Below are 24,920 nucleotides of genomic sequence, written 5' to 3'. Positions count from 1 at the left end.
ATGCGAATCCTACTCAGCAACGACGACGGTTATCTGGCGCGCGGCATCAATGTGCTGCACGACGTGTTGCAGCCGCTCGGCGAAGTCACCGTGATGGCGCCGGAGCAGAACTGCAGCGGCTCGTCCAACTCGCTGACGCTGTCGCGGCCCCTGAGCATCCATCAGGCGCCCAACGGTTTCAATTTCGTCAACGGCACGCCCACGGATTCAGTGCATATCGCGCTGACCGGCATGCTCGAGCAGCAGCCGGATCTCGTGGTGTCGGGCATCAACAACGGGCAGAACGTCGGCGAGGACACGCTGTATTCCGGCACGGTCGCCGCCGCCACCGAAGGCTTCATGTTCGGCATTCCGGCCATTGCGTTCTCGCTGGTCGGCCGCGACTGGCTGCATCTCGAAGATGCGGCGCGCGTGGCGGCGGAGATCGTCGCGCATTTTCTCGAACATCCGATGCCCGGCCATCCGCTGCTCAACGTGAACATTCCGAGCCTGCCGTACGACCAGCTCGGCGAGTGGAAGGTCACGCGGCTCGGCAAGCGCCATCCGTCGCAACCGGTCATCCGCCAGGCGGATCCGCGCGGCAATCCGATCTACTGGATCGGTCCGTCGGGCGACGCGCTCGATGCCACCGAAGGCACCGATTTCCACGCGGTGGCGAACGGCTTCGTGTCCATCACGCCGCTGCAACTGGACCTCACGCATACGAAACTCCTGGCCGAGACGCGCGAATGGGCGCGTGCCGGGAGCGGCCGCACATGAGCGACGAGCGCGCCAAGCGCTTTCCGCTGGCGCTCGCGGATCTGGTTCGCGAGCCGCGCAAGCCCGCGAGCCGCGCCGCCGATGCGCGCGCGAAACCCGCCGCCACGCTCAAGCCTGCCGCGCAGCCGAAGCCGGTGCCCGCGCGCACGCCGAACGCGACCATGAAAAACCCCGCGACGGCAGCGGCGTCCGCGAAACCGGCCACGTCGGTGTTTCCTGCGCGTGGCGCTGCGCAGTCTGCAACGGGCGCAGGGCGGAGCACGTCGAAGACCCATCCGGCCGCGCACACCCATCATGCCGCACACACGCCGCGTGCAGCCGGACGTGATCTGAACGCCGCCTCGCCGGGCACCAAGAAAGGCGCGCCCAATGTCGCGCTGTCCGGCACGCAGACGCTCACGTCGGAACGGGTGCGGGCGCGCATGGTCGAACGGCTGCGCGCGAACGGCGTGACCGACCCGCGCGTGCTCAACGCGATGGCGGTGGTGCCGCGCCACATGTTCGTCGATCCCGGGCTCGCCGCGCAGGCGTATGAAGACGCCGCGCTGCCCATCGGTCATCACCAGACTATTTCGAAGCCGTCGGTCGTCGCGCGCATGATCGAACTCGTCGCGACCGGACGCAGCCTGACCAAGGTGCTGGAAATCGGCACGGGCTGCGGCTATCAGGCGGCCGTGCTGTCGCAGGTGGCGACGGAGGTGTATTCGATCGAGCGCGTGCGTCCGCTGTCCGAGCGTGCCAAGCTCAATTTGCGGCCGCTGCGCGTGCCGAACATCCGGCTGCACTACGGCGACGGCCGGCTGGGACTCGCCGCCGCCGCGCCGTTCGACGCTATCGTGATCGCCTGCGCGGGCCTCGACGTGCCCCAGGCGCTGCTCGATCAACTGGCAGTGGGCGGCAAGCTCGTCGCGCCGGTCGGATCGCAGGCCGCGCAGTCGCAGGTGCTGACGCTCGTCACCCGCGTCTCGCCCACGCAATGGCGGGAAGAGCAGCTCGATCGCGTTTTCTTTGTACCCTTAAAATCCGGAGTGATTTGACACCGATGAGTATCTTGCGTGCTTTGCGAGAAGGAACGGCAGACCAACACGTAAGCGCGGCGCAGCGCGGCGTATGCGTGCTGGCGTTGTCCGTGCTGGCGGCGTGTTCGACGCGCATGGACATGGCGCCGGTCGTCGACAGGACGGGCGCGCCCCTCGGCACGATGGCGGCGCAGACGCCGGACAACGGTCCGCCGCCGCCGGGCTTCTACCGTGTGAAGCCGGGCGACACCCTATATCGGATCGCACTCGAAAACGGTCAGAATTATCACGACATCGCGACGTGGAACAACCTGACCAACCCGAACCAGATCGAAGTTGGCCAGTTGGTCCGCGTGGCGCCGCCGGGCGCGAATCTCGCCGCCGCGACGCCGGGCGTATCGACGGCGCCGATCACCGGCGGCGGGGTGCAGGCCCAGCCGCTCAACGGCGCCAACGGCTACGCCGCGACGCCCCAGCCGGGTGCCACGGCGCAGCCGCCGTACTACGGTCCGAACTCGGGCATGGGCGCAGCGCCGGGAGCAGCAGCAGGTACGGCCGCGGGTGCGCTGGCAGGTGCTGCGTCGACGCCGGGCGTTCCGGGCGCCGATGCGGGCGCGACCGCGCCGGCAGGTCAGCCGGCCTTCATCTGGCCGGCGCGCGGGCCGATCCTCAACACGTTCAGCGAGGCAAGCAACAAGGGCTTGAACATCGGCGGTGCGGCGGGTGACCCGGTCAATGCGTCGGCGGATGGCCGGGTGGTGTATTCCGGAAATGGGCTGCGCGGCTACGGCAATCTCATTATCATCAAGCACGATGCAACTTTTCTCACCGCGTATGCACATAACCGCGCTTTGATGGTAAAAGAGGGAGACGCGGTCACTAAAGGGCAGAAAATCGCTGAGATGGGGAACAGCGATTCGGACCGTGTGATGTTGCATTTCGAAGTTCGCCGGCAGGGTAAACCTGTTGACCCACTGAAGTATTTGCCGCCGCAATAGAGCGAAATCATCATGCCAAAAACGAAGCGCCGCCTGCCGCAAGCCGAGACTGAGACGATCAGCCGACCTTTGCAAGTGTCGGTGGAAGACGGTGCTTCGAATACTGACGACGACGCCGAGAATGTCGACGTCGAAGTCGACTCAGATTCCGACTCCGATTCCGAGGAAGGAACATCGGGCCGGGGCAAACGCGGAGAAGAAACGGCCGAACGCGCAAACGATTCCGCGCCCGACCCCGACGACTTCCGCTCGCTCATGCAGGCCGAACTCACGGCCGACACCATTCAGCATTATCTGAATCGAATCAGCGTCAAGCCGTTGCTCACCGTGGAAGAAGAGCAGCGCTATTCGCGTCTCGCCAAGGCCGGTGAATTCGACGCGCGACAGGTGATGATCGAGCGCAATCTGCGGCTCGTCGTGAGCATCGCAAAGGGTTATCTGAATCGGGGCGTACCGCTCCTCGACCTGATCGAGGAAGGCAATCTCGGCTTGATGCACGCCATCGAGAAATTCGACCCGACGCGCGGTTTTCGCTTTTCGACCTATGCCACCTGGTGGATTCGCCAGAGTATCGAACGTGCGATCATGAATCAGGCGCGCACGGTGCGTCTGCCGGTGCACGTCATTCGCGAACTCAATCAGGTATTGCGCGCGAAACGCCATCTCGAAAGAAATTCGGCTAATTCGAACCAGGCCGTCGCGCCGGAACGCCGCGACGCGAGCATCGACGACATCGCCTACCTCACCGGCAAGACGCCCGAGGAAGTCACCGATATCCTCGCGCTCAACGAACACACCGCGTCGCTCGACGCGCCGCTCGACCTCGATCCGGGCAGCAGCCTGCTGGACTTGCTGTCGGACGACCAGAGCCAGTCGCCCGACGCCGAAGTGCAGCATCGCGAACTCGAATCGCTGACGCGCCTGTGGCTGTCGCGGCTGTCCGACAAGCACCGTCATGTGATAGAAAGGCGCTTCGGGCTGAACCATATCGAGCCCGCGACGCTCGAAGAGCTCGCCGACGAAATGGGACTGACGCGCGAACGCGTGCGCCAGATCCAGCAAGAGGCGCTCGTGCGGCTCAAGCGCTTTTTCGCTTCCAACGGCGTTCGCAAGGACGCCGTGCTTTAACGCTCAAGGCGGCGTCCGTGGGGCGCCGCGTTCCAGGATTCAATGACACCGATTCTCGTATTCGACATCGAGACGATCCCTGATGTCGACGGCATTCGCCGCCTCGAAGACCTGCCCGAAGACCTGTCCGACCGCGAAGTCGCCGAACATGCGTTCGAAGCGCGTCGCGAGCGCGTCGGCAATGACTTCCTGCCGCATCATTTGCAGCGCGTGGCCGCCATCTCCTGCGTGTTTCGCGACGATCACGGCTTTCGCGTGCGCTCGCTCGGCACGACCGACGACGGCGAGGCCGCGCTGATCCAGTCGTTCTACCGCGTGATCGAGAAGTACACGCCGCAGCTCGTGTCGTGGAACGGCGGCGGCTTCGACCTTCCGGTGCTCCATTACCGGTCGCTGGTGAATGGCATCGCGGCGTCGCGCTATTGGGACCAGGGTCAGGACGATCGCGAATTCAAGTTCAACAACTACCTCAGCCGCTATCACACACGGCACACCGACCTGATGGACGTGCTCGCGATGTATCAGGCGCGCGCCAACGCGCCGCTCGATGCCCTCGCGAAGCTGTGCGGTTTCCCCGGCAAGCTCGGCATGGACGGCGGCAAGGTGTGGGATGCGTACTGCGACGGGCAGATCGAGGAAATCCGCAACTACTGCGAGACTGACGTCGTCAATACCTACCTGATGTATTGCCGGTTCCAGATGATGCGCGGCGGCCTGACGGCGGATGAGTATGCGGACGAAATCGGCCTGGTGAAAACCGCGCTCGCGAAGGAGACTTCGCCGCACTGGCAGGAATATCTGGCGGCGTTTGCGAAGTGAGCGCGCGGCGTTCGTCTACAATCCTGCCTTTGCTCACTCGTTCAGTCAGGAAGTACGCAGGTGTCTGAAACCGCTCGAAAAACTTCGCATCGCCGCCGCGCCGCGCCGGCGAAATCCGTCACCCCCGATCCGAACTTCGTCGCGCCCGAGATCGAAATCGTTTCGCTCGACGCGGAAGCGCGCGGCGTCGGCCGCACCTTGAACGAGGACGGCGAGCCGGGCAAGGTGATCTTCGTCGAAGGCGCACTGCCGGGCGAACGGGTGAGCTATTCGAGCTACCGCAAGAAGCCCAGCTTCGAGCAGGCGCAGGTGGTCAAGGTGTTGCGCGAAAGCGTGATCCGCACCCGGCCGAAATGCGCGTTCTTCGGCATCTGCGGCGGCTGCTCGATGCAGCATCTCGATGTGCGTGCGCAGATCGCCGTCAAGCAGCGCGTGCTCGAGGACAATCTCGACCATCTGTCGAAACTGCGCGCGGAAACCATGTTCCGGCCGATCCACGGACCGTCGTGGGGCTATCGCTATCGCGCGCGGCTGACGGTGCGGCACGTCGAGAAGAAGGGCGGCGTGCTGGTCGGGTTTCATGAGCGCAAAAGCAGTTACGTCGCCGACATGACGAGCTGCGAAGTGCTCCCGCCGCACGTCTCCGCGATGCTCGTGCCGTTGCGTCACCTGGTGGCGTCGCTGTCGATCCGCGATCGCATGCCGCAGATCGAATTGGCCGTGGGTACGGAAGTGACGGCGCTGGTGCTGCGTATTCTCGAACCGCTGACCGAAGCCGACGAAGCGCTGCTGCGCACCTTCGCCGACGAGCACGGCGTGCAGTGGTGGCTCCAGCCGAAAGGCCCGGACACGGTGGTGCCGTTCTATCCGCTCGATCAGGAACTGGCGTACACGCTGCCTGAGTTCGCGATCCGCATGCCGTTCAAGCCGACCGATTTCACGCAGGTGAATCACCAGATCAATCGCGTGCTGGTGGCGCGGGCGTTGTCGCTGCTCGCGCCGGAACGCACGGACCGGGTGCTCGACCTGTTCTGCGGCATCGGCAATTTCACGCTGCCGCTGGCGCGGGTGTCGAGGGAAGTGGTGGGGATTGAAGGCAGCGAGGCGCTGACCACGCGCGCGCTCGAGAACGCGAAGGCCAATGGCGTCGATGGCCATACGTCGTTCGCATGCCGCAACCTGTTCGAAGTCACCGCCGACGATCTTCGCGCGCTCGGCCACTTCGACAAATTCCTGATTGACCCGCCGCGTGAAGGTGCGCTCGCGGTGTCGAAGGCGCTGGCGGACATCGCGCAGAGCGGCGACGGCCCGTTGCCCAAGCGCATTGTCTATGTCTCATGCAATCCGGCGACCCTCGCGCGCGATGCCGGCCTGCTCGTGCATGAAGCCGGCTACCGGATGAAGGGCGCGGGCGTGGTCAACATGTTTCCGCACACCTCACACGTCGAGTCGATTGCGTTGTTCGAGCGGGACTGATTCGAGCAATTTGCTCAGACGTAAAAAAACGGCCTGCGAATTTGAATCGCAGGCCGTTTTTCCTTGTATCGCCGCTAGTCGATCAGTTGCGGTTGCCGCCGAAGATGCCGAGCAGGGCCAGCAGGTTCGTGAACACGTTGTACAGATCGAGATAGATCGCCAGCGTTGCGCTGATGTAGTTCGTCTCGCCGCCGTTCACCACGCGCTGCACGTCAAACAGCATGTACGCCGAGAAGATCACGATGGCGAGCACGGAGATCGTCATCATGAGCGCGGGCAACTGCAGGAAGATGTTCGCGAATGCCGCCAGCAGAATGACGATCACGCCCATGAACAGGAATTTGCCGAGGCCCGAGAAGTCGCGCTTGCTGACCGTGGCGATGGTCGCCATGGCCGCGAAGATCACGCCCGTGCCGCCAAAGGCCATCATGATCAGTTGCGGCCCGTTCGTGAAGCCGAGAATGAAGCTCAGCAAGCGCGACAGCATCAGGCCCATGAAGAACGTAAAGCCGAGCAGCACCACGACGCCCAGGCCGCTGTTCTTCGTTTTCTCGATGGCGAACATGAAGCCGAACGCGATGGCGAGGAACGCGATGAAACTCATGGTCGGGCTGGTCGCCGCGAACAGCGAGAAGCCGGTTGCCACGCCGATCCAGGCGCCGAGCACGGTTGGCACCATGGAGAGGGCGAGCAGCCAGTACGTGTTGCGCAGCACCCGGTTGCGCGTCTCAACCGAAGTGATGCTGCCGTTGCGGCCAAAGCCGTAGGGGGATTCGTTCATGGTTTCTCCTTGCTCCAATTGTCTGTGATTCGGTTTCCCGCCACATCCGTCACACACCGATGATAAGGTGCGCGGACTTAAACCTGCATTAGGACACCGCCACGGCGGGCGCGAGGCACGTTGCCATGCGCCTGTTGCAATGCGGCGTATTGCTCCAATATGGCCCCGCAGCGCGACGAATTCAATAGTTCGAATGGCCAATGCGGGCCAGGGCCAGCGAATTCCGCGGTCCAGGCTCTCAAGGCTTTTGATGCTTACGGCGCCGTAAGGTTTCAATCGCAATCATACCTTGCTTCATGCTACAATTGTCGATTCGTTTTAATTCGTAAACCGTTCATTTTTTGGAGTTTTTCATGGCGATCGAGCGCACCCTGTCGATTATCAAGCCGGACGCAGTGGCAAAGAACGTTATCGGCCAGATCTACAGCCGTTTCGAAAACGCAGGCCTCAAGATCATTGCGTCGCGCATGGTTCATCTGTCGCGCGCCGACGCGGAAAAGTTCTACGCCGTGCACGCCGCACGTCCGTTCTTCAAGGATCTCGTCGAGTTCATGGTTTCGGGCCCGGTCATGATCCAGGCGCTGGAAGGCGAAGGCGCCATCGGCAAGAACCGCGACCTGATGGGCGCAACGGACCCGAAGAAGGCCGACAAGGGTACGATCCGCGCTGACTTCGCCGACAGCATCGACGCGAACGCCGTGCACGGTTCGGACGCCGCTGAAACGGCGCGCCAGGAAATCGCCTTCTTCTTCCCGGAAGTGAACGTCTACTCGCGTTAATCGCTGCGTACGTCGCCGCGCCAGTCAAAGGCGCGGCATCGCGCCGCGACGCACTGAAGTCGTAATACCGCAGGAATTGGCGCGAACGGTCCCGGGCCGGGCTTCAAGTAGGCCGCCCGGACTTCGCAATCTGAAATGGCACATCTCGACATGACGAGCAACACCGTCAACCTTCTCGATCTCGACGCCGCCGGACTCGTCGCCTATTGCGACAGCCTGGGCGAAAAGCCGTTTCGCGCCAAGCAATTGCAGCGCTGGATCCATCAATACGGTGCCGACGACTTCGACGGCATGACGGACCTGGCCAAATCGCTGCGCGAAAAACTCAAGGGCCGCGCCAACATGGCGATGCCCGACATCATCCAGGATCACGTTTCCGCCGACGGCACCCGCAAGTGGCTGATCGACGTCGGCAATGGCAACGCGGTCGAAACCGTGTTCATCCCCGAAGAAACGCGCGGCACGCTGTGCGTGTCGTCGCAGGCGGGCTGCGCGGTCAATTGCCGTTTCTGTTCCACCGGCAAGCAGGGCTTTTCCCGCAACCTCACCACGGGCGAAATAATCGGCCAGCTGCGCATGGCGGAATTCGCGCTGCGCAAGTCGCTTGGGCGCGAAGTGGGCGGCCCGGGCAAGGGCGAGCGCGTCGTCACGAACGTCGTGATGATGGGCATGGGCGAGCCGATGCTGAACTACGACGCCGTCGTGCCGGCCATGCGCCTGATGCTCGACGACAACGCCTACGGCCTGTCGCGCCGTCGCGTGACGCTGTCCACCTCCGGCGTCGTGCCGATGATGGACCGGCTCGCGGCCGACCTGCCGGTGGCGCTCGCGGTATCGCTGCATGCGCCGAACGATCCGCTGCGCGACATGCTGGTGCCGCTGAACAAGAAGTATCCGTTGCGCGAACTGATGGCCGCATGCCAGCGTTACCTGAAGGTCGCGCCGCGCGATTTCATCACGTTCGAATACTGCATGCTCGACGGCGTCAACGACACCGAAGCGCATGCCCGCGAGCTGCTCGCCGTCACCCGCGACGTACCGTGCAAGTTCAACCTGATTCCCTTCAATCCGTTCCCCGAGTCGGGTCTGACGCGTTCGAAGAACGAGCAGATCAAGCGCTTCGCGCAGGTCCTGATGGACGCGGGCGTCGTGACGACGGTGCGCAAGACGCGCGGCGACGACATCGACGCGGCATGCGGTCAGCTGGCGGGGGCGGTGCAGGACCGTACGCGGCTGGCTGAGCGCACGAACCGGGCGCAGGGCAAGGTCATCGAGGTACGGGCGGTCTGATGCGGCGCGAAGCCGGTGCGCCGAAACCGGACGCCGCAAACCGCGAAGCCGAACATTTTGTTATAAAGCGGTCTGCCATGACGCCCGGGTTGTATCGTTCACGTAGTTCGAAACGCACATCACCGCGGCGCTATATAAAAGAATCGATGCGAGGAATTTGGCATGAGTGAGCCGCAACATCCGACGCCTTTCAGCAGCCATTCCGGCAGTTCGTCCGACGGACAGCCCGGAGCGGAAGGCGCGGCATTGAATGCGGGCCAGGCGGGGGCGCTGGACTCGATTCAGGCAGTTGGCGCGCGTCTCGCGCAGCTCAGGCAGGCAAAAGGCTGGTCGATCGACGACGTGTCCGCGCGCCTCAAGGTCTCGCCGCCGAAGCTGCTCGCCCTCGAAGCCGGCGACATCAGCCATTTGCCCGACCGCACTTTCGCAGCGGGCATCGTGCGCAGCTACGCAAAAATTCTCGGCGCCGATCCCGCGCCGTTCACGCAGGCGTTCCGGCGCGACGCAGGCGCGGTCGGGCAGAATCTGAAAGTGCCGGTGTCGGCGGGCGCGGACATGCCGCGCGGCCGCGTCTCGGTGCCGCTCGGCAATTCGACCGGCCGCAAGCGCTCGTGGATGTGGGGCATCCTGGCCGTCCTCGTCGTGCTCGCGGCCCTCGTCACCTGGCATACCGGCGGCGAGTCGAGCGACTGGCTCGCGCGCCTCAAGTCGGCCACGGGTGTCGGCGCCTCGGCGGGCGCGGATTCGGCTGACAAGGCCGCTTCGTCGTCAGCGGCCACGCCGGACGAAGCCGCCGCCGCCAACACGGGCGAAGCCTCGCTGCCGGAAGTCGCCGCCGCACCGGGCGAGCAGCCGATGCCCCGTCCGCTCGGCACGAACGCGCTGCCGGCGTCGTCGTCGGCGCTGTCGGCGGTGCAGAGCGAAGCGCATCAGGCCGCGACCACGCCGGCATCGGCGCCGAAGGCGGCAGCTCCCGCGGCGGCCACGGCCGGTTCGGCCGCTGCGGTGGCCGGCAGCGGCTCCGGCGCGGTCGAACTGAAGGTCAAGGAAGACAGCTGGTTCAGCGTGCGCGGCAAGGACGGGAAGGAGTTGTATTCCGGACTCGTGCGCGCCGGCAACACGCAGCGCGTGCAGGGCGAGCCGCCGTTCAAGGTGACCGTCGGCAATGTCAAGGGCGTGGAGTCGCTGTCGGTGGACGACGAGCCCGTCGACGCCAAGCGCTACTCTGCCGCACGCGGCAACGTCGCGCGTCTTTCATTGCCCTGAGCACGCGCGCTGCAAGAAACGCAAGCAACAAACGCAAGCAACACACGAAACAGGGGCGTCACGGCGCAAGCCGCGCCGCCCGTTCAAGGTTCCACAGACGTAACCGGATGCCGCAACGGGCGGCAAGGTTTCCAAAGGGTCATGCGATGCAATCCGAAGCTCAATCCCTGATCAGCAGCAAGATCTGTTCGGCCGAACCCGTGTTCGGCGGTCCGTTGCGGCGCCGCGCGTCGCACGCGGTCGACGTGCGCTGGGGCGGCCAGCTGGTCACCATCGGCGGCGACTCGCCGGTGCGCGTGCAGTCGATGACCAATACCGACACCGCCGACGCCATCGGCACCGCGATCCAGATCAAGGAACTCGCGCAAGCGGGCTCGGAACTGGTCCGCATCACGGTGAATACGCCCGAAGCCGCCGCCGCCGTGCCCCACGTGCGCGAGCAGCTGGACCGGATGGGCGTCAGCGTGCCGCTCGTCGGCGACTTTCATTACAACGGCCATCTGCTGCTGCGCGATCATCCCGCGTGCGCGGAAGCGCTGTCGAAATACCGGATCAATCCGGGCAACGTCGGCCAGGGCGCCAAGCGCGACACGCAGTTCGCGCAGATGATCGAAGCCGCGATCCAGTACGACAAGCCGGTGCGCATCGGCGTGAACTGGGGCAGCCTCGACCAGGATCTGCTCGCGCGCATGATGGACGAAAACGCCGCGCGCGCCACGCCCTGGGAACTCCAGAGCGTGATGTACGAAGCGCTGATCCAGTCGGCCATCGGCTCGGCGGAACGCGCCGTCGAACTCGGTCTCGGCCGCGACAAGATCATCCTGTCGTGCAAGGTGAGCGGCGTGCAGGACCTGATCGCCGTGTATCGCGAACTCGCGCAGCGCTGCAGCTTCGCGCTGCACCTCGGGTTGACCGAGGCGGGCATGGGTTCGAAGGGCATCGTCGCGTCGACAGCGGCGCTGTCTATCCTCTTGCAGGAAGGCATCGGCGACACCATCCGCATCTCGCTGACGCCCGAGCCGGGCGGCGCGCGTACGGGCGAAGTCGTCGTCGGCCAGGAAATCCTCCAGACCATGGGCCTGCGTTCCTTCACGCCGATGGTCATCGCGTGCCCCGGTTGCGGACGCACCACCAGCACGCTGTTCCAGGAACTCGCGTCGCAGATCCAGAACTACCTGCGCCGCTCGATGCCCGACTGGCGCGAGAAATACGCCGGCGTCGAAAAGATGCACGTCGCGGTGATGGGCTGCATCGTCAACGGGCCGGGCGAGTCGAAGCACGCGAACATCGGCATCAGCCTGCCAGGCTCGGGCGAGAATCCGGCGGCGCCCGTGTTCGTCGACGGCGTGAAGGTGAAGACGCTGCGCGGCGAGCGCATCGCCGAGGAATTCCAGCAAATCGTCAGCGACTACGTCGAGCGCACTTACGGCCAGAAGGCCGGCGCGCGCGAAGAGACGTCCACGGCATCACTCTAAAGACAGATGACTGAACAGAAGAAGCGGCTCGAGAAACTGACGGGCGTGAAGGGCATGAACGACATCCTCCCGCAGGATGCCGCGCTGTGGGATTTCTTCGAAACCACCGTCAAGTCGATGCTGCGCGCATACGGCTATCAGAACATCCGCACGCCGATCATCGAGCATACGCAGTTGTTCACGCGTGGCATCGGCGAGGTGACGGACATCGTCGAGAAGGAGATGTACAGCTTCACCGATGCCCTCAACGGCGAGCATCTGACGATGCGCCCGGAGAACACCGCCGCGGTCGTGCGCGCGTCCATCGAACACAACCTGCTGTATGACGGCCCGAAGCGCCTGTGGTACATCGGCCCGATGTTCCGTCACGAGCGTCCGCAGCGCGGGCGTTATCGGCAGTTCCATCAGGTCGGCGTGGAAGCGCTCGGCTTCGCAGGTCCGGACACGGACGCCGAAATCATCATGATGTGCCAGCGCCTGTGGGACGACCTGGGGCTGACCGGCATCCGCCTCGAGCTGAACTCGCTCGGCCAGGCGGACGAACGCGCGGCGCACCGCACGGAACTGATCGCGTATCTCGAACAACACGTCGACGTCCTCGACGAGGAAGCGAAGCGCCGTCTCTACACGAACCCGCTGCGCGTGCTCGACACGAAGAATCCGGCGTTGCAGGAGATCGCGCAGAACGCGCCGAAGCTCGTCGACTTCCTGGGCGAGGCATCGCGCAAGCATTTCGACGGCGTGCAGCGTCTGCTCAAGGCGAACAACATTCCGTTCACGGTCAATCCGCGTCTCGTGCGCGGTCTCGATTACTACAATCTGACCGTGTTCGAATGGGTCACCGACAAGCTCGGCGCGCAGGGCACCGTCGCGGGCGGCGGACGCTATGACCCGCTGATCGAACAGCTCGGCGGCAAGCCGACGGCCGCGTGCGGCTGGGCGATGGGCGTCGAGCGCATCCTCGAATTGCTCAAGGAAGAACAGCTCGTGCCGGAAGCCGATGGCACGGATGTGTACGTCGTCCATCAGGGCGAACAGGCGGCGGAGCAGGCGTTCATCGTCGCCGAACGTCTGCGCGACACGGGCCTCGACGTGATTCTCCATTGCAGCCCGGACGGCGCGTCCGCGAGTTTCAAGTCGCAGATGAAGAAGGCCGATGCGAGCGGCGCGGCGTTTGCCGTGGTGCTCGGCGAGGACGAACTCGCGCAGGGCCTGATCGGCGTGAAGCCGTTGCGTCGCTCGGGCGCGGAGGGCGCCGACGGTCAAAAGAACGCGCAGGTCAACGTGCCGGCCGAAGACTTGACCGAATACCTAATCAATGCGATGGTTGCAACCGCCGATGACGACGCTGCCTAATTTTTAGGCAAGTTGTAGTCGGTCAGCCGCACGCATCCGCCGGATCGCGCAGCGCCGGCATCGCGCGCGGCACTCGTTGCAGGTCATGAAACGCAGGAAGGATCAGCTGGACGATGAGCTATCACGACGAACAAGAATCGATTGAAAGCGTAAAAGCCTGGTGGGCCAAATGGGGTAACGCCACGACCTGGATCGTGCTTGCGGTGCTCATTGTGGCCGCCGGCTACAACGGCTGGAACTTCTGGCAGCGCCGCCAGGCAGCCGAAGCCTCCGTGCTGTACGACCATCTGCAACAGGCCGTGAACGGACCCGACCAGGCGCTGGTCTTACGCATGGCGTCGGACATGGAAGACAAGTTCGGCGGCACGGCCTACGCGCAAATGAGCGCGCTCGCGGCGGCGAAATCGCTGTACGCGGCAGGCAATGCGGCCGGCGCGAAGACCCAGCTGCAATGGGTCATCGACCACGCGAAGGACGACGAGTACAAGCAGATCGCGAAGCTGCGCCTGGCGCTCGTGCTGCTCGACGAGAAGAACTACGACGCAGGCCTGAAGCTGCTCGCGGACGCTCCGCTCGACGCGTTCAAGGGCGTCATCGCGGATCGTCGCGGCGATTTGCTGGCGGCCCAGGGCAAGCGCGACGATGCGCGCGCGTCCTACAAGGTCGCGCTCGACGCGCTGCCCGCGAACGACACGTCCGCGCGTCAGCTGGTCCAGTTCAAGCTCGATGCGCTGGGCGGCTAAGGTTCGCGCCGGTTCGTCCCCGAAGCATCGATCGCGTGTGCAGGCCGCCGCGTCCGAACGCCGCACGCGCGGCGCGGCGCGCACACCGATCAACCCGTTCAACTTTCCACATTGCGTCCACTGATGACTCTTTTGAAACGCTACGCCGTACCGCTCGCCTGCGCGATGACCGTCTTGTTGACCGCTTGTTCGTCGACCAAGGATGAACGCCGCGAACCGGTGCCGCTCGCGGACTTCAAGCCGGTGCTGACCGTCAACCAGGCGTGGAAGGCGAGCGTCGGCAAGGCGGGCCGCTATCTGTTCTCGCCGGTCGCGGTGGGCGACTATGTGTTCGCAGCGGGCGCCAACGGCTCGGTCGCGAAGATCGATGCGAAGACCGGTCAGGACGTCTGGCGCGTGAAGCTGAAGGACGATCTGTCGGCGGGCGTGGGCAGCGACGGCAATCTGACGGCCGTGGGCGGCCTGAAAGGCCAGGTCGACGTGCTCGGTCCCGACGGCAAGCTACTGTGGACCGCCACGGCGCCGGGCGAAATCGTGTCGCCGCCGCTGGTCGGCAATGACCTCGTGATCGTGCGCACGATCGACGGCAAGGTGATCGCATTCAACGCGCAAACTGGCGAGCAGAAGTGGGTGTTCCAGTTGCGCGCCGTGCCGCTCAACCTGCGCGTCGCGGCCGGCATGACCTTCGCGGGCAACCAGGCGGTGCTGGCGGGCTTCCCGGGCGGTACCTTCGCGGCTATCAACCTGCAAACGGGCGACGCCTACTGGCAGGCGCCGGTGTCCTATCCGAAGGGCGTGACCGAGGTGGAGCGCATCAACGACGTGACCGGCGCGCCGGGGCTGGTCGGTGCGCAAACCTGCGCGGTGACCTTCCAGGGCCGCCTCGGCTGTTTCGATGCCAACTCGGGCCAGCCGGTGTGGGAGAAGAACTTCTCGAGCGACAGCGGCCTCGCGCAGAGCGAAGAGGTCGTCGCGGCGGGCGACGACTGGTCGGTGGTCAACGCCTTCCGCGCGTCGGACGGCTCGCAGCTGTGGAAGTCCGACGTGCTGAAGAACCGCCGCGTCAGCGTGCCGTACATCCTGGGCCGCGCGGTCGTAGTGGGCGATTACAAGGGCTTCGTGCACTTTCTGAACACGGAAAACGGCACGCTGATCGGCCGTGCGCCGACCGACGGCAGCGCAATCACCGCGGCGCCCGTGCTGGCCGGCGAAACGCTCGTGGTGCAGACGCACGACGGCGATATCTACGGTTTCCGTCCGAGCAACTAAGGCCGCGACCGTTCATCACCCGCTGGAACGAAGCGCGACACTCCGTTCCGGCAAATACGCTGTACGCGCGCCGCTCAGGCGGCGCGGCAGGCCCGCCACGACGGGCCGCACGAGAAACAGGCGGTGCGCCGTGCGCGCATCGCGATACAACCCGCACGCAAGCGCGGGATGACTGCAACGAGGCGCGCGCATCCGCCGCGCGGCCAGCAGTGACCGAAAACGCCTCACGAGAGGCAAAACCCGGCGAAACCGGCAAATGAGCGCCGAAGCCGGAACGGCCGCGCGACGTGCGTGCGGCAAGCCGAATCCATGCTAATTTTCGACAGGCGCAGCCACTGCGCGGCGTAGCAACGCAGGGGCACAGAAGCACGCACGGCAACTTTTGCTGCGCGTACCGTGTCCGCCTAGCGTTCAACCTTGAACAACATCAGATGAAACCCGTGATTGCCCTCGTCGGGCGCCCCAATGTGGGGAAATCGACTCTCTTCAACCGGCTCACGCGCTCGCGCGACGCACTCGTCGCCGACCTGCCGGGCCTGACGCGCGACCGCCATTACGGCGAGGGCCGCGTGGGCGGCGAGCGTCCTTATCTCGTCGTCGATACCGGCGGCTTCGAGCCCGTCGCGAAGGACGGCATCCTGCACGAGATGGCGCGCCAGACGCGCCAGGCGGTCGAGGAAGCGGACATCGTCGTGTTCATCGTCGACGGGCGCAACGGGCTCGCGCCGCAGGACAAGGCCATCGCCGATTATCTGCGCAAGACCGGCCGGCCGCTCTTCCTGGTCGTGAACAAGGCCGAGGGCATGAAGTACTCGGCGGTCGCGGCCGACTTCTACGAACTCGGCCTGGGCGACCCGCGCGCGATTTCCGCGGCGCACGGCGACGGCGTGACCGAGATGATCAACGACGCGCTCGACATCGCCTATGCCGACCAGCCGGAAGAGACCGAGGCGGAGAAGGCGAAGCACGGCGTCAAGATTGCGATCGTCGGGCGTCCGAACGTCGGCAAGTCGACGCTCGTGAATACGCTGATCGGCGAAGAGCGCGTCATCGCGTTCGACATGCCCGGCACGACGCGCGATTCGATCTACGTCGATTTCGAGCGCCAGGGCCGCAAGTACACGCTGATCGACACGGCGGGCCTGCGCCGTCGCGGCAAGGTGTTCGAAGCCATCGAGAAGTTCTCGGTCGTGAAGACCTTGCAGTCCATCTCGGATGCAAACGTCGTGATCCTGCTGCTCGATGCGCAGCAGGATATCTCCGAGCAGGACGCGCACATCGCGGGCTTCGTGGTGGAGCAGGGGCGCGCGCTGGTGGTGGGCGTGAACAAGTGGGACGGGCTCGATTCACATGTGCGCGAACGCACCAAGGCCGACCTTACGCGCAAGCTCAAGTTTCTGGACTTTGCTAAATTCCATTACGTTTCGGCGCTGGAGAAGACCGGCATCGGCGGGCTGCTGAAATCGGTCGACGAAGCCTATGCCGCGGCAATGGCAAAGCTGCCGACACCGAAGCTCACGCGCGCCCTCATCGACGCAGTCGAATTCCAGCAGCCGCGACGGCGCGGCCCGGTTCGTCCCAAGCTGCGCTATGCGCATCAGGGCGGACAGAATCCGCCGATCATCGTCGTGCACGGCAACGCGCTCGACGCGATCACGGATACCTATAAACGTTATCTGGAAGGGCGCTTCCGGGAAACTTTCGGGCTGGTGGGCACTCCACTTCGCATAGAGTTTCGATCGACTCGAAACCCTTACGCGGACAAGGAATGAGAGCCGCGTGAAAGTCCGGCGTTTCGGCGTCGGCGGGAAGGGTTCAGGGCTGCTGTTGGGGCGGCCGCGAACCCCGTCGAGAGGCCCGCTGCGCGGTGCGCTGCTGGCCTTTTGGCCGACTGGCGCCGAAACGTGAATCAACGAAAATCAGCTATAGTGTAGCGATTGTCGGCGGATCTCTTTTTCTTCGTCCACAATACTTCCAACCTGCAAAAAAATATACGGAGTTTGCTATGAGCAACAAAGGGCAATTGTTACAAGACCCGTTTTTGAACGCATTGCGTAAAGAGCATGTCCCGGTTTCCATCTATCTGGTGAACGGCATCAAGCTCCAAGGCAACATCGAATCCTTCGACCAGTATGTCGTGTTGCTCCGAAATACGGTCACGCAGATGGTCTACAAGCACGCCATTTCAACGGTCGTGCCGGCCCGCCCGGTGAATTTCCACCCGGACGCCGAAACGTCCTAAACCATGTCGCGACCGGTGCGTATTGCCATTTGAATAGTCCATATTAAGCAACTCGCCGGTCGCTTCAAAAATTAAACATATCAATTTGATCAACGCAGCGCTTGTCGGCATCGACTTCGGCAAAATCGATTTCGAAGCCAGTCTTGAAGAACTCAGTCTGCTCGCACAAAGTGCGGGCGCTCATCCCGCCGTCACGCTCACCGGCCGCCGTTCGAGTCCCGATGCCAAGATGTTCATCGGCAGCGGCAAGGTCGAGGAACTGCGTCTGCAGTGCGAAGCGAACGACGTCGAACTCGTCATCTTCAATCACGCGCTCGCGCCCGCGCAGCAACGCAATCTGGAAGGTGCGTTGAATCGCCGCGTGGTGGACCGCACGAGCCTCATTCTCGATATCTTCGCGCAACGCGCCCGCAGCCATGAAGGCAAGCTGCAGGTTGAACTCGCGCAACTCCAGTATTTGTCCACGCGCCTGATTCGCGCCTGGACTCACCTTGAGCGCCAGAAAGGCGGTATCGGCCTGCGCGGCCCCGGCGAAACCCAGCTCGAAACCGACCGCCGCCTGATCGGCGAGCGCATCAAGGCGCTCAAGTCGCGGCTCGAGAAGCTGCGCCGGCAGCATGGCACGCAGCGTCGCCAGCGCGTGCGCAACCGGACCATGTCGGTGTCGCTCGTCGGCTATACCAACGCGGGCAAGTCCACGCTCTTCAACTCGCTCACGAAGGCGCAGGCCTATGCCGCCGACCAGCTCTTCGCCACGCTCGACACCACTTCGCGCCGCGTGTATCTCGGCGAGGAAGCGGGGCACGTGGTCGTGTCGGACACCGTCGGCTTCATCCGCGAATTGCCGCACCAGCTGGTCGCGGCATTCCGCGCGACGCTCGAGGAAACCATTCATGCAGACCTGCTGCTGCATGTCGTCGACGCCTCGAGCGCGGTGCGGCTCGACCAGATCGACCAGGTCAACGAAGTGCTGCGCGGCATCGGCGCGGACGAAATCCGCCAGATTCTCGTCTTCAACAAGATCGACGCCGTGCCGGAGCTCGCGGCCCGCGGCGAGGCGGTCGAAAGGGATGAGTATGGTAATATTTCGCGCGTTTTCTTGAGCGCGCGCACGGGTCAGGGACTCGATGCTTTGCGCGCCGCAATCGCGGAAATCGCCGCGGCGGAGACCGAGGAAACAGAAGCGGGCCTTCCCAGTGTGCTCGCCGAATTCGCGGACGCACAGGAAGAATCCGAAGCGGAATCCGGTGCGAACTTCAAGGCGGTGTCCGAAGCCAGGTCCGCAGCAAAGTCCGAAGCAACGCAATCCACGCAGTCCGGGTCAAACGCCACACACGACACGAACGCGCAGCCCGGCGACCAGCGGCCTGCCGATCAACGTGACGACCACACGGTTCCCGAACACGGACAGTGATCCGCAGCGGAATGGAACCGGCCCGGAATCGACCCGGCTGTCTAATGGTGAATCACTGAGTGAACGACTACAACGAGCGGACTAACCGGCAAGGCAACCCTGCCGTCTTTTCGATCAACGATCCGCGCTGGGGGCGGGGCGACGGCAATGGCGTGAAGAACGACACAAAGCGTCCGCAGGACGGCAAGCGTCCGAACGGCAAGGACGACGGTCCGCCCGATCTCGACGAAATGTGGCGCGACTTCAACCGGCGCCTGGCTGGCCTGTTCGGCCGCAAGCCCGGCAATGGCAACGGTGGTGCGCCGCGCGAGAACGGCCGCGGCGGCAAGATCGGGCTGGGCATCGTCATCGGCGTGCTGATCGCCATCTATCTCGGCAGCGGCGTGTTCGTCGTGCAGGACGGTCATGTCGGCGTCGTGTCGCAGTTCGGCCAGTATCGCCAGACGGTTCAGCAGGGCATCCACTGGCGCCTGCCGTATCCGTTCCAGTCGAACGAAATCGTCGATACCTCGCAGATCCGCTCGGTCGAAGTGGGCCGCGGCACCGCGCTGTCGCAGGGCAACGTGCGCGATGCCTCGCTGCTGACCCGCGACGCGGACATCGTCGACGTGCGCTTTGCCGTGCAGTACCAGATCCGCTCGGCCACCGACTTCCTTTACCGAAATCTCGATCCCGACCAGAGCGTCGTGCAGGCCGCGCAGGCGGCGATTCGCGAGATCGCCGGCGGCCTCAGCACCGACGACATGCTCTACAAGGATCGCGAGGCATTGCGCACGCGTCTGATGGACGCCATCCAGCGTTCGCTCGACGCCTACCGCACCGGCCTTCAGGTCACGGGCGTCGCGGTGCAGAGCGTGCAGGTGCCGCAGCAGGTGCAGTCGGCGTTCGAGGAAGCGTCGCGCGTGCGCCAGGACAACGAACGCGCGCGCGACACCGCGCAAGCCTATGCCGATCAACTCCTGCCGCGCGCGAAGGCCGACGCGGCGAAGATGGTCGACGAAGCCACCGCCTACAGCAATCGCGAAGTCACGCAGGCCCAGGGTGACGCCGAGCGCTTCAAGGAGGTCTACGCCGAATATTCGAAGGCGCCCGCGGTCATCCGCCAACGCATGTACCTGGACACGATGCAGCAGATCTATTCGCGCACCACGAAGGTTTTCGTAGACAGCAAGGCAGGCAACAACGTGGTGTATCTGCCGCTCGACAAGCTGGTTGAAGCGAATCGTCAGCAGGCGAAGGACGCGGCCGATGGGGCCAGCGCGCCGGCTGCGCCGGCTGCGGCCGACGGACAGCAGGCACGCGCCCAGAGCGCGGCGCCCGCATCGGCGCCGGCCGTTGCCGCGCCCGCGAGCGCGGCGAGTGCTGCCAGTGCGGCCAGCGGCGCAAGCGCGAGCGACCCGCTGCGTTCGCGCGACGCGTTCCGCTCGCGCAGCCGTTCCGAAGACCTGCAGTAAGGAGCGCACACATGAACCGAATCATTGCGCTCGTGGTCGCGGTCGTCATCGTGCTGTTCATCGGCTCGTCGATGATTTTTACCGTCGACGAACGACATGCCGGCGTCGTTGCCGCGCATGGCGAAGGCAATCCGCGCGTCGCGGGCCCGGGCCTGCACTTCAAGCTGCCGCCGCCGTTCCAGACCCTCACGCTGATCGACACGCGCACGCTCACCATCGACGAATCCGGCGCGGACCGTTTCACGACCGCTGACAAGAACGAAGTGATGGTGAACACGGTGGTCAAGTACCGCGTCGCCGATCCGCTGAAGCTCTTCGAAAGCAACGAGAAGAACACGCAGACGGCGCAGGAGCGCATCACCGCGCTGGCCCGCACGGCGCTCGCAAGCGGCTTCGCGAAGCGCTCGCTCACCGACGCGCTGGGCAACCAGCAAGCCCTTGCGAGCGACGCGCAAAAGAGCGTGGAAGCCGCGGCTGCGGCGTTCGGTGTGCAACTCGTGGATCTGCAGATGACGCGCATCGACTTCCCGTCGACGGTGGCGGACTCGGTCTACAAGCGCATGATCGCGGCGCGCCAGCAGGCGGCAGCGAACGAGCGCGCGAAGGGCACGGCGGATGCTGACAAGATCAAGGCGGACGCGGAGCGCGAACAGCAGCAGATTCTCGCCGACGCCTACAGCCAGTCGCAGGCGATCAAGGGCGAAGGAGACAGCAAGGCGGCGGGCATCGCGGCCGACGCCTATGGACGCGATCCGCAGTTCTACCAGTTCTATCAGAGCCTCGAAGCGTACAAGAAGACGTTCAAGCCGGGCGACGTGATGATCGTCGACCCGAGCAGCGACTTCTTCCGCTTCATGAAGAGCCCGACCGGCGGCCTCCCGGATACGTCCGCGCCCGCCACGGCGAAGCGCTGATCCTGCCCGCGCGGCGCGACCGGTTATCCGCGGTCGCGCCGCATCTTCGATTTCCTGGACATGGCCGAGACGTTACTGCTCGCTGTTGCGCTGATGCTCATCATCGAAGGCATGTTTCCCTTCGTGTTCCCGACCGCCTGGCGCGACACGTTTCGCCGCATTGCGGAGCGGCCGGTGAATCACATCCGCATCGGCGGGCTGATCGCGATGGTGCTCGGGCTCATCCTGCTGCTGATCGCGACGTGAAGCACGCGGCGTCACGCCGACTTTTGACCTATCTTGTCCTTGATCCTTCGTCCCTGACCGTTGTTGTCCGCGAGCCCGCGCACTGAGCGCGACAGCTTGCGTCCCGTAGGAAACGTATCGATGTCCACCTGGTTGCTTCCCGAGAATATTGCCGACGTCCTGCCGTCGGAAGCCCGCAAGATCGAAGAGCTGCGCCGCCGTCTGCTCGACCGGTTCCGCTCGTACGGTTACGAGCTCGTCATGCCGCCGATGCTCGAATACATCGAATCGCTGCTGACGAGCGGCGGCAGCGACCTGAATCTGCGCACCTTCAAGCTCGTCGATCAATTGTCCGGGCGCACGCTCGGCCTGCGCGCGGACATCACGCCGCAGGTGTCGCGCATCGACGCGCATTTGCTGAACCGGCAGGGCGTCACGCGTCTCTGCTACGCCGGCGTCGTGCTGCACACGCGTCCGCGCGGCCTGCACGCGACCCGCGAGCAGATCCAGATCGGCGCGGAAATCTATGGCCACGCCGGACTGGAAGCGGATCTCGAAATCCAGCAGCTGATGCTCGATTCGCTGCATCTGGCCGGACTGCGCAAGGTGCGGCTGGACTTGTGCCACGCGGGCGTGCTGGCGGCGCTGCTGGAACTGGAACCGGCCGCGGTGTCGCTCGGCGAGGCGCTCTATGACGCGCTGGCGAGCAAGGACGTGCCGCGCCTGAACGAACTCACCGCGCATCTCGGTCAGGTGCCGCGCGACGCGCTGCGGGCGCTGCCTTCGCTGTACGGCGATGCGTCGGTGCTGCAGATCGCGCGCGGCCGCCTGCCGAACCTGCCGGTGATCTCGCGCGCCCTCGACGACCTCGCATTCCTCGCGAGCCAGGTGGAAGGCGCCGAGTTGATGATCGATCTCGCCGACCTGCGCGGTTACGCGTACCACAGCGGCGTGATGTTCTCGGCGTATGTGGATGGCGTGCCGAACGCGGTTGCGCGCGGCGGACGATATGACGATGTGGGCCTCGCGTACGGCCGTGCGCGGCCCGCGACGGGTTTCTCGCTCGACCTGCGCGAAGTGGCGCGCATTTCGCCCGTCGATGCACGCGGCAGCGCGATCCTGGCGCCGTGGAAGCACGACGAACCGCTGCGCGTGGCCATCGCCGCGCTGCGTGACGCGGGCGAGGTGGTGATCCAGGCGCTGCCCGGCCATGAACACGATCTGGACGAATTCGCCTTCGACCGCGTGCTGGTCGAGCGGAACGGCGCGTGGACGGTAGAAGCGCGGTCCTGAACGCTTGCCTGGGTCCAGCGGTGAATACAATCGCTTGATCGGCAAGGGTTTTTGGTAGCACATTCCAATCGCGCGCACGCGCAGGAATCGCGAATCGCATCCCGAAAAACTCGGAACCTTTCGCGAACATAGGTAAAATGCGTTTTTAACCAGCTAACGAATCAACATGTCTGCCAGTGCAGTGAATGTGAACCCGGGGCGCAACGTCGTCGTGGTGGGCACCCAGTGGGGTGATGAGGGCAAGGGCAAGATCGTCGACTGGCTGACGGACCACGCCCAGGGCGTCGTCCGCTTCCAGGGCGGTCACAACGCCGGCCACACGCTCATCATCGGCGGCAAGAAAACCATCTTGCGCCTCATTCCTTCGGGCATCATGCGCGCGGGCACGGCCTGCTACATCGGCAATGGCGTCGTGTTGTCGCCGGAAGCGCTGTTCAAGGAAATCGACGAACTGGAAGCCGCCGGCATCGACGTGTCGAAGCGTCTGTTCATTTCCGAAGCCGCCACGCTCGTTCTCCCGTATCACGTCGCCATCGACCAGGCGCGCGAAGCCAAGCGCGGCGCCAGCAAGATCGGCACGACCGGTCGCGGCATCGGCCCGGCCTACGAAGACAAGGTCGCGCGCCGCGGCCTGCGCGTGCAGGACCTGTTCGACCGCACCGTGTTCGAAGAGCGTCTGCGCGAAGCACTCGACTTCCACAACTTCGTGCTGACGCAGTATCTCGGCGCGAAGGCCGTCGACTTCCAGGAGACCCTCGAGACCATGCTCGGCTACGCCGACCGTCTCGCGCCGATGGTCACCGACGTCTCCCGTCGTCTCTACGATGAGAACCACGCCGGCCGCAACCTGTTGTTCGAAGGCGCGCAAGGTACGCTGCTCGACATCGACCATGGCACCTATCCGTACGTCACGTCGAGCAACTGCGTTGCGGGCGCGGCCACAGCGGGCGCGGGCATCGGTCCGCAACGCCTGAACTACATCCTGGGCATCACGAAGGCGTATTGCACGCGCGTCGGTTCGGGCCCGTTCCCGAGCGAACTGTACGACGCCGACAACGCCGCGCGTCAGGAACAGGTCGGCCTGACGCTCGCCACGGTCGGCAAGGAATTCGGCTCCGTCACGGGCCGTCCGCGCCGCACCGGCTGGCTGGACGCGGCAGCGCTGCGCCGTTCCATCCAGATCAACGGCATCTCGGGCCTGTGCATCACCAAGCTCGACGTGCTGGACGGCCTCGATGAAGTGAAGCTCTGCACCGGCTATATGCTCGACGGCAAGCAGGTCGACATCCTGCCGCGCGGCGCTTCGGAAGTGGCGCGCTGCGAGCCGGTGTACGAAACCTTTGGCGGCTGGAAGGAAAGCACCATCGGCATCACGCAATGGGACAGCCTGCCGGACAACGCACGCCAGTATCTGACGCGCGTGCAGGAAGTGGCGGGCGTGCCGATCGACATGGTCTCGACCGGTCCGGATCGCGACGAAACCATCCTGCTGCGTCACCCGTTCAAGGTCTGAGCTCCACGCGAGCCCGGGTTGCCTGAACGGACGCTGTAAAGAATGTGGCCGCCTCTGCGGCCACATTTCGCATATAACACTTGGAACGAACTGAAAGAGCCTCACCATGATCGCGATGACGGATCCGCGCAACGACGAGAAGAACCTCTGGGTCGGCTGGGACGAATACCACCGGCTGATCGAACTGCTCGCGCTGAAGGTGCACGAGTCGGGCTGGAAGTTCGACAAGATCCTGTGCCTCGCGCGCGGAGGCTTGCGCGTCGGCGACCAGCTCTCGCGCATCTATGACCTGCCGCTGGCCATTCTCGCGACGAGTTCGTACCGCGAGGCCGCTGGCACCGAGCAGGGCGCGCTCGACATCGCGCAGTACATCACGATGACGCGCGGCGACCTCTCCGGCAACGTGCTGCTGGTCGACGACCTGGTGGACTCGGGCGTCACGCTGGCGCGCGTGCAGGAGCATCTGAAGGAGCGCTATCCGGACATCACGGCGGTGCGCTCGGCGGTGCTCTGGTACAAGGCGTGCTCGAAGGTGAAGCCCGACTATCACGTGCAGTTTCTCGAAACGAATCCGTGGATTCATCAACCGTTCGAGGAATGGGACACGGTGCGTCCGCACAACCTGGGTGCGTGGATCAAGCGCGGGCTGCAAAACGGGCGCGAATGATCTTCAGCGCATTGATGGTCGCGCAGGCATGAAACAACGC

At 64.5% G+C, this 24,920-nt stretch carries 23 protein-coding genes; 22 read left to right on the top strand and 1 reads right to left on the bottom strand.

Going from position 1 to position 24,920, the window contains the following annotated elements; translation table 11 throughout:
• The 6 genes from surE to rlmD all read left to right on the top strand — a co-directional run bounded on the left by surE (position 1) and on the right by rlmD (position 6,199).
• Entirely contained in the window at positions 1–759 is a 759-nt protein-coding gene (gene surE / locus QCE88_RS10100; protein ID WP_309901477.1) for a 5'/3'-nucleotidase SurE, read from the top strand.
• On the top strand, positions 729–1,796 hold the full coding sequence (locus tag QCE88_RS10095) for a protein-L-isoaspartate(D-aspartate) O-methyltransferase (RefSeq protein WP_309901475.1): 1,068 nt from the start codon (positions 729–731) through the stop codon (positions 1,794–1,796). The genes surE and QCE88_RS10095 overlap by 31 nt, the downstream gene beginning before the upstream one ends.
• A 5-nt stretch (positions 1,797–1,801) precedes the next feature.
• The gene (locus tag QCE88_RS10090) at positions 1,802–2,776 is read left to right on the top strand and encodes a peptidoglycan DD-metalloendopeptidase family protein (protein ID WP_309903497.1); all 975 of its coding nucleotides are present in this window, start codon (positions 1,802–1,804) and stop codon (positions 2,774–2,776) included.
• Between the two features lie 12 nt (positions 2,777–2,788).
• A complete protein-coding gene (rpoS, locus tag QCE88_RS10085) occupies positions 2,789–3,904 on the top strand; it encodes an RNA polymerase sigma factor RpoS (protein ID WP_309901473.1) in 1,116 nt (371 codons plus the stop codon).
• A gap of 42 nt (positions 3,905–3,946) precedes the next feature.
• Positions 3,947–4,723 carry a 3'-5' exonuclease gene (locus tag QCE88_RS10080; RefSeq protein ID WP_309901471.1) on the top strand — a complete coding sequence of 259 codons (777 nt, stop codon included), beginning with the start codon at positions 3,947–3,949 and terminating at the stop codon, positions 4,721–4,723.
• Between the two features lie 150 nt (positions 4,724–4,873).
• On the top strand, positions 4,874–6,199 hold the full coding sequence (gene rlmD / locus QCE88_RS10075) for a 23S rRNA (uracil(1939)-C(5))-methyltransferase RlmD (protein WP_309903495.1): 1,326 nt from the start codon (positions 4,874–4,876) through the stop codon (positions 6,197–6,199).
• A gap of 82 nt (positions 6,200–6,281) precedes the next feature.
• On the opposite strand, the gene QCE88_RS10070 is transcribed toward rlmD, so the two are convergent.
• Positions 6,282–6,980 (bottom strand): Bax inhibitor-1/YccA family protein, encoded by a 699-nt coding sequence (locus QCE88_RS10070; protein WP_309901469.1) that lies wholly within the window; start codon positions 6,978–6,980, stop codon positions 6,282–6,284.
• A 353-nt stretch (positions 6,981–7,333) separates the two neighbouring features.
• On the opposite strand from QCE88_RS10070, the gene ndk reads away from it, so the two are divergent.
• From ndk to QCE88_RS09990, 16 genes are all read left to right on the top strand, one after another.
• The gene (gene ndk, locus QCE88_RS10065; RefSeq protein ID WP_309901467.1) at positions 7,334–7,759 is read left to right on the top strand and encodes a nucleoside-diphosphate kinase; all 426 of its coding nucleotides are present in this window, start codon (positions 7,334–7,336) and stop codon (positions 7,757–7,759) included.
• 150 nt (positions 7,760–7,909) lie between these two features.
• Complete coding sequence (gene rlmN / locus QCE88_RS10060; protein ID WP_309903492.1) at positions 7,910–9,049, top strand: 23S rRNA (adenine(2503)-C(2))-methyltransferase RlmN; 1,140 nt, start codon at positions 7,910–7,912, stop codon at positions 9,047–9,049.
• Positions 9,050–9,211: 162 nt separating this feature from the next.
• The gene (locus QCE88_RS10055) at positions 9,212–10,315 is read left to right on the top strand and encodes a helix-turn-helix domain-containing protein (RefSeq protein ID WP_309901465.1); all 1,104 of its coding nucleotides are present in this window, start codon (positions 9,212–9,214) and stop codon (positions 10,313–10,315) included.
• Positions 10,316–10,461: 146 nt separating this feature from the next.
• A complete protein-coding gene (gene ispG / locus QCE88_RS10050; RefSeq protein WP_309901463.1) occupies positions 10,462–11,790 on the top strand; it encodes a flavodoxin-dependent (E)-4-hydroxy-3-methylbut-2-enyl-diphosphate synthase in 1,329 nt (442 codons plus the stop codon).
• Positions 11,791–11,796: 6 nt separating this feature from the next.
• A complete protein-coding gene (hisS, locus tag QCE88_RS10045) occupies positions 11,797–13,146 on the top strand; it encodes a histidine--tRNA ligase (protein WP_309901460.1) in 1,350 nt (449 codons plus the stop codon).
• 113 nt (positions 13,147–13,259) lie between these two features.
• Positions 13,260–13,889: a tetratricopeptide repeat protein gene (locus QCE88_RS10040; RefSeq protein WP_309901458.1), complete on the top strand. Its 630-nt coding sequence runs from the start codon at positions 13,260–13,262 to the stop codon at positions 13,887–13,889.
• Positions 13,890–14,012: 123 nt separating this feature from the next.
• Positions 14,013–15,158, top strand: a complete 1,146-nt coding sequence (gene bamB, locus QCE88_RS10035; RefSeq protein ID WP_309901456.1) for an outer membrane protein assembly factor BamB — start codon at positions 14,013–14,015, stop codon at positions 15,156–15,158.
• Between the two features lie 431 nt (positions 15,159–15,589).
• A complete protein-coding gene (der, locus tag QCE88_RS10030) occupies positions 15,590–16,930 on the top strand; it encodes a ribosome biogenesis GTPase Der (RefSeq protein WP_309901454.1) in 1,341 nt (446 codons plus the stop codon).
• 233 nt (positions 16,931–17,163) lie between these two features.
• Positions 17,164–17,400, top strand: a complete 237-nt coding sequence (gene hfq / locus QCE88_RS10025) for an RNA chaperone Hfq (RefSeq protein WP_035930711.1) — start codon at positions 17,164–17,166, stop codon at positions 17,398–17,400.
• An 85-nt stretch (positions 17,401–17,485) separates the two neighbouring features.
• Positions 17,486–18,814 (top strand): GTPase HflX, encoded by a 1,329-nt coding sequence (hflX, locus tag QCE88_RS10020; protein WP_409018076.1) that lies wholly within the window; start codon positions 17,486–17,488, stop codon positions 18,812–18,814.
• 59 nt (positions 18,815–18,873) lie between these two features.
• A complete protein-coding gene (gene hflK / locus QCE88_RS10015) occupies positions 18,874–20,268 on the top strand; it encodes an FtsH protease activity modulator HflK (protein WP_309901452.1) in 1,395 nt (464 codons plus the stop codon).
• An 11-nt stretch (positions 20,269–20,279) separates the two neighbouring features.
• The gene (hflC, locus tag QCE88_RS10010) at positions 20,280–21,182 is read left to right on the top strand and encodes a protease modulator HflC (protein WP_309901450.1); all 903 of its coding nucleotides are present in this window, start codon (positions 20,280–20,282) and stop codon (positions 21,180–21,182) included.
• 54 nt (positions 21,183–21,236) lie between these two features.
• The gene (locus QCE88_RS10005; RefSeq protein ID WP_309811530.1) at positions 21,237–21,428 is read left to right on the top strand and encodes a DUF2065 domain-containing protein; all 192 of its coding nucleotides are present in this window, start codon (positions 21,237–21,239) and stop codon (positions 21,426–21,428) included.
• A gap of 120 nt (positions 21,429–21,548) precedes the next feature.
• Positions 21,549–22,700, top strand: a complete 1,152-nt coding sequence (locus QCE88_RS10000) for an ATP phosphoribosyltransferase regulatory subunit (RefSeq protein WP_309901448.1) — start codon at positions 21,549–21,551, stop codon at positions 22,698–22,700.
• A gap of 166 nt (positions 22,701–22,866) precedes the next feature.
• Entirely contained in the window at positions 22,867–24,213 is a 1,347-nt protein-coding gene (locus tag QCE88_RS09995) for an adenylosuccinate synthase (RefSeq protein ID WP_309901446.1), read from the top strand.
• Positions 24,214–24,319: 106 nt separating this feature from the next.
• Positions 24,320–24,880, top strand: coding sequence for a phosphoribosyltransferase (locus QCE88_RS09990; RefSeq protein ID WP_309901444.1), 561 nt, complete (start codon positions 24,320–24,322; stop codon positions 24,878–24,880).
• Positions 24,881–24,920: the final 40 nt, after the last annotated feature.

The sequence above is a fragment of the Caballeronia sp. LZ035 genome, assembly GCF_031451175.1.
Classification (GTDB): domain Bacteria; phylum Pseudomonadota; class Gammaproteobacteria; order Burkholderiales; family Burkholderiaceae; genus Caballeronia.
This window is presented reverse-complemented; position numbering and strand designations above follow the sequence as displayed.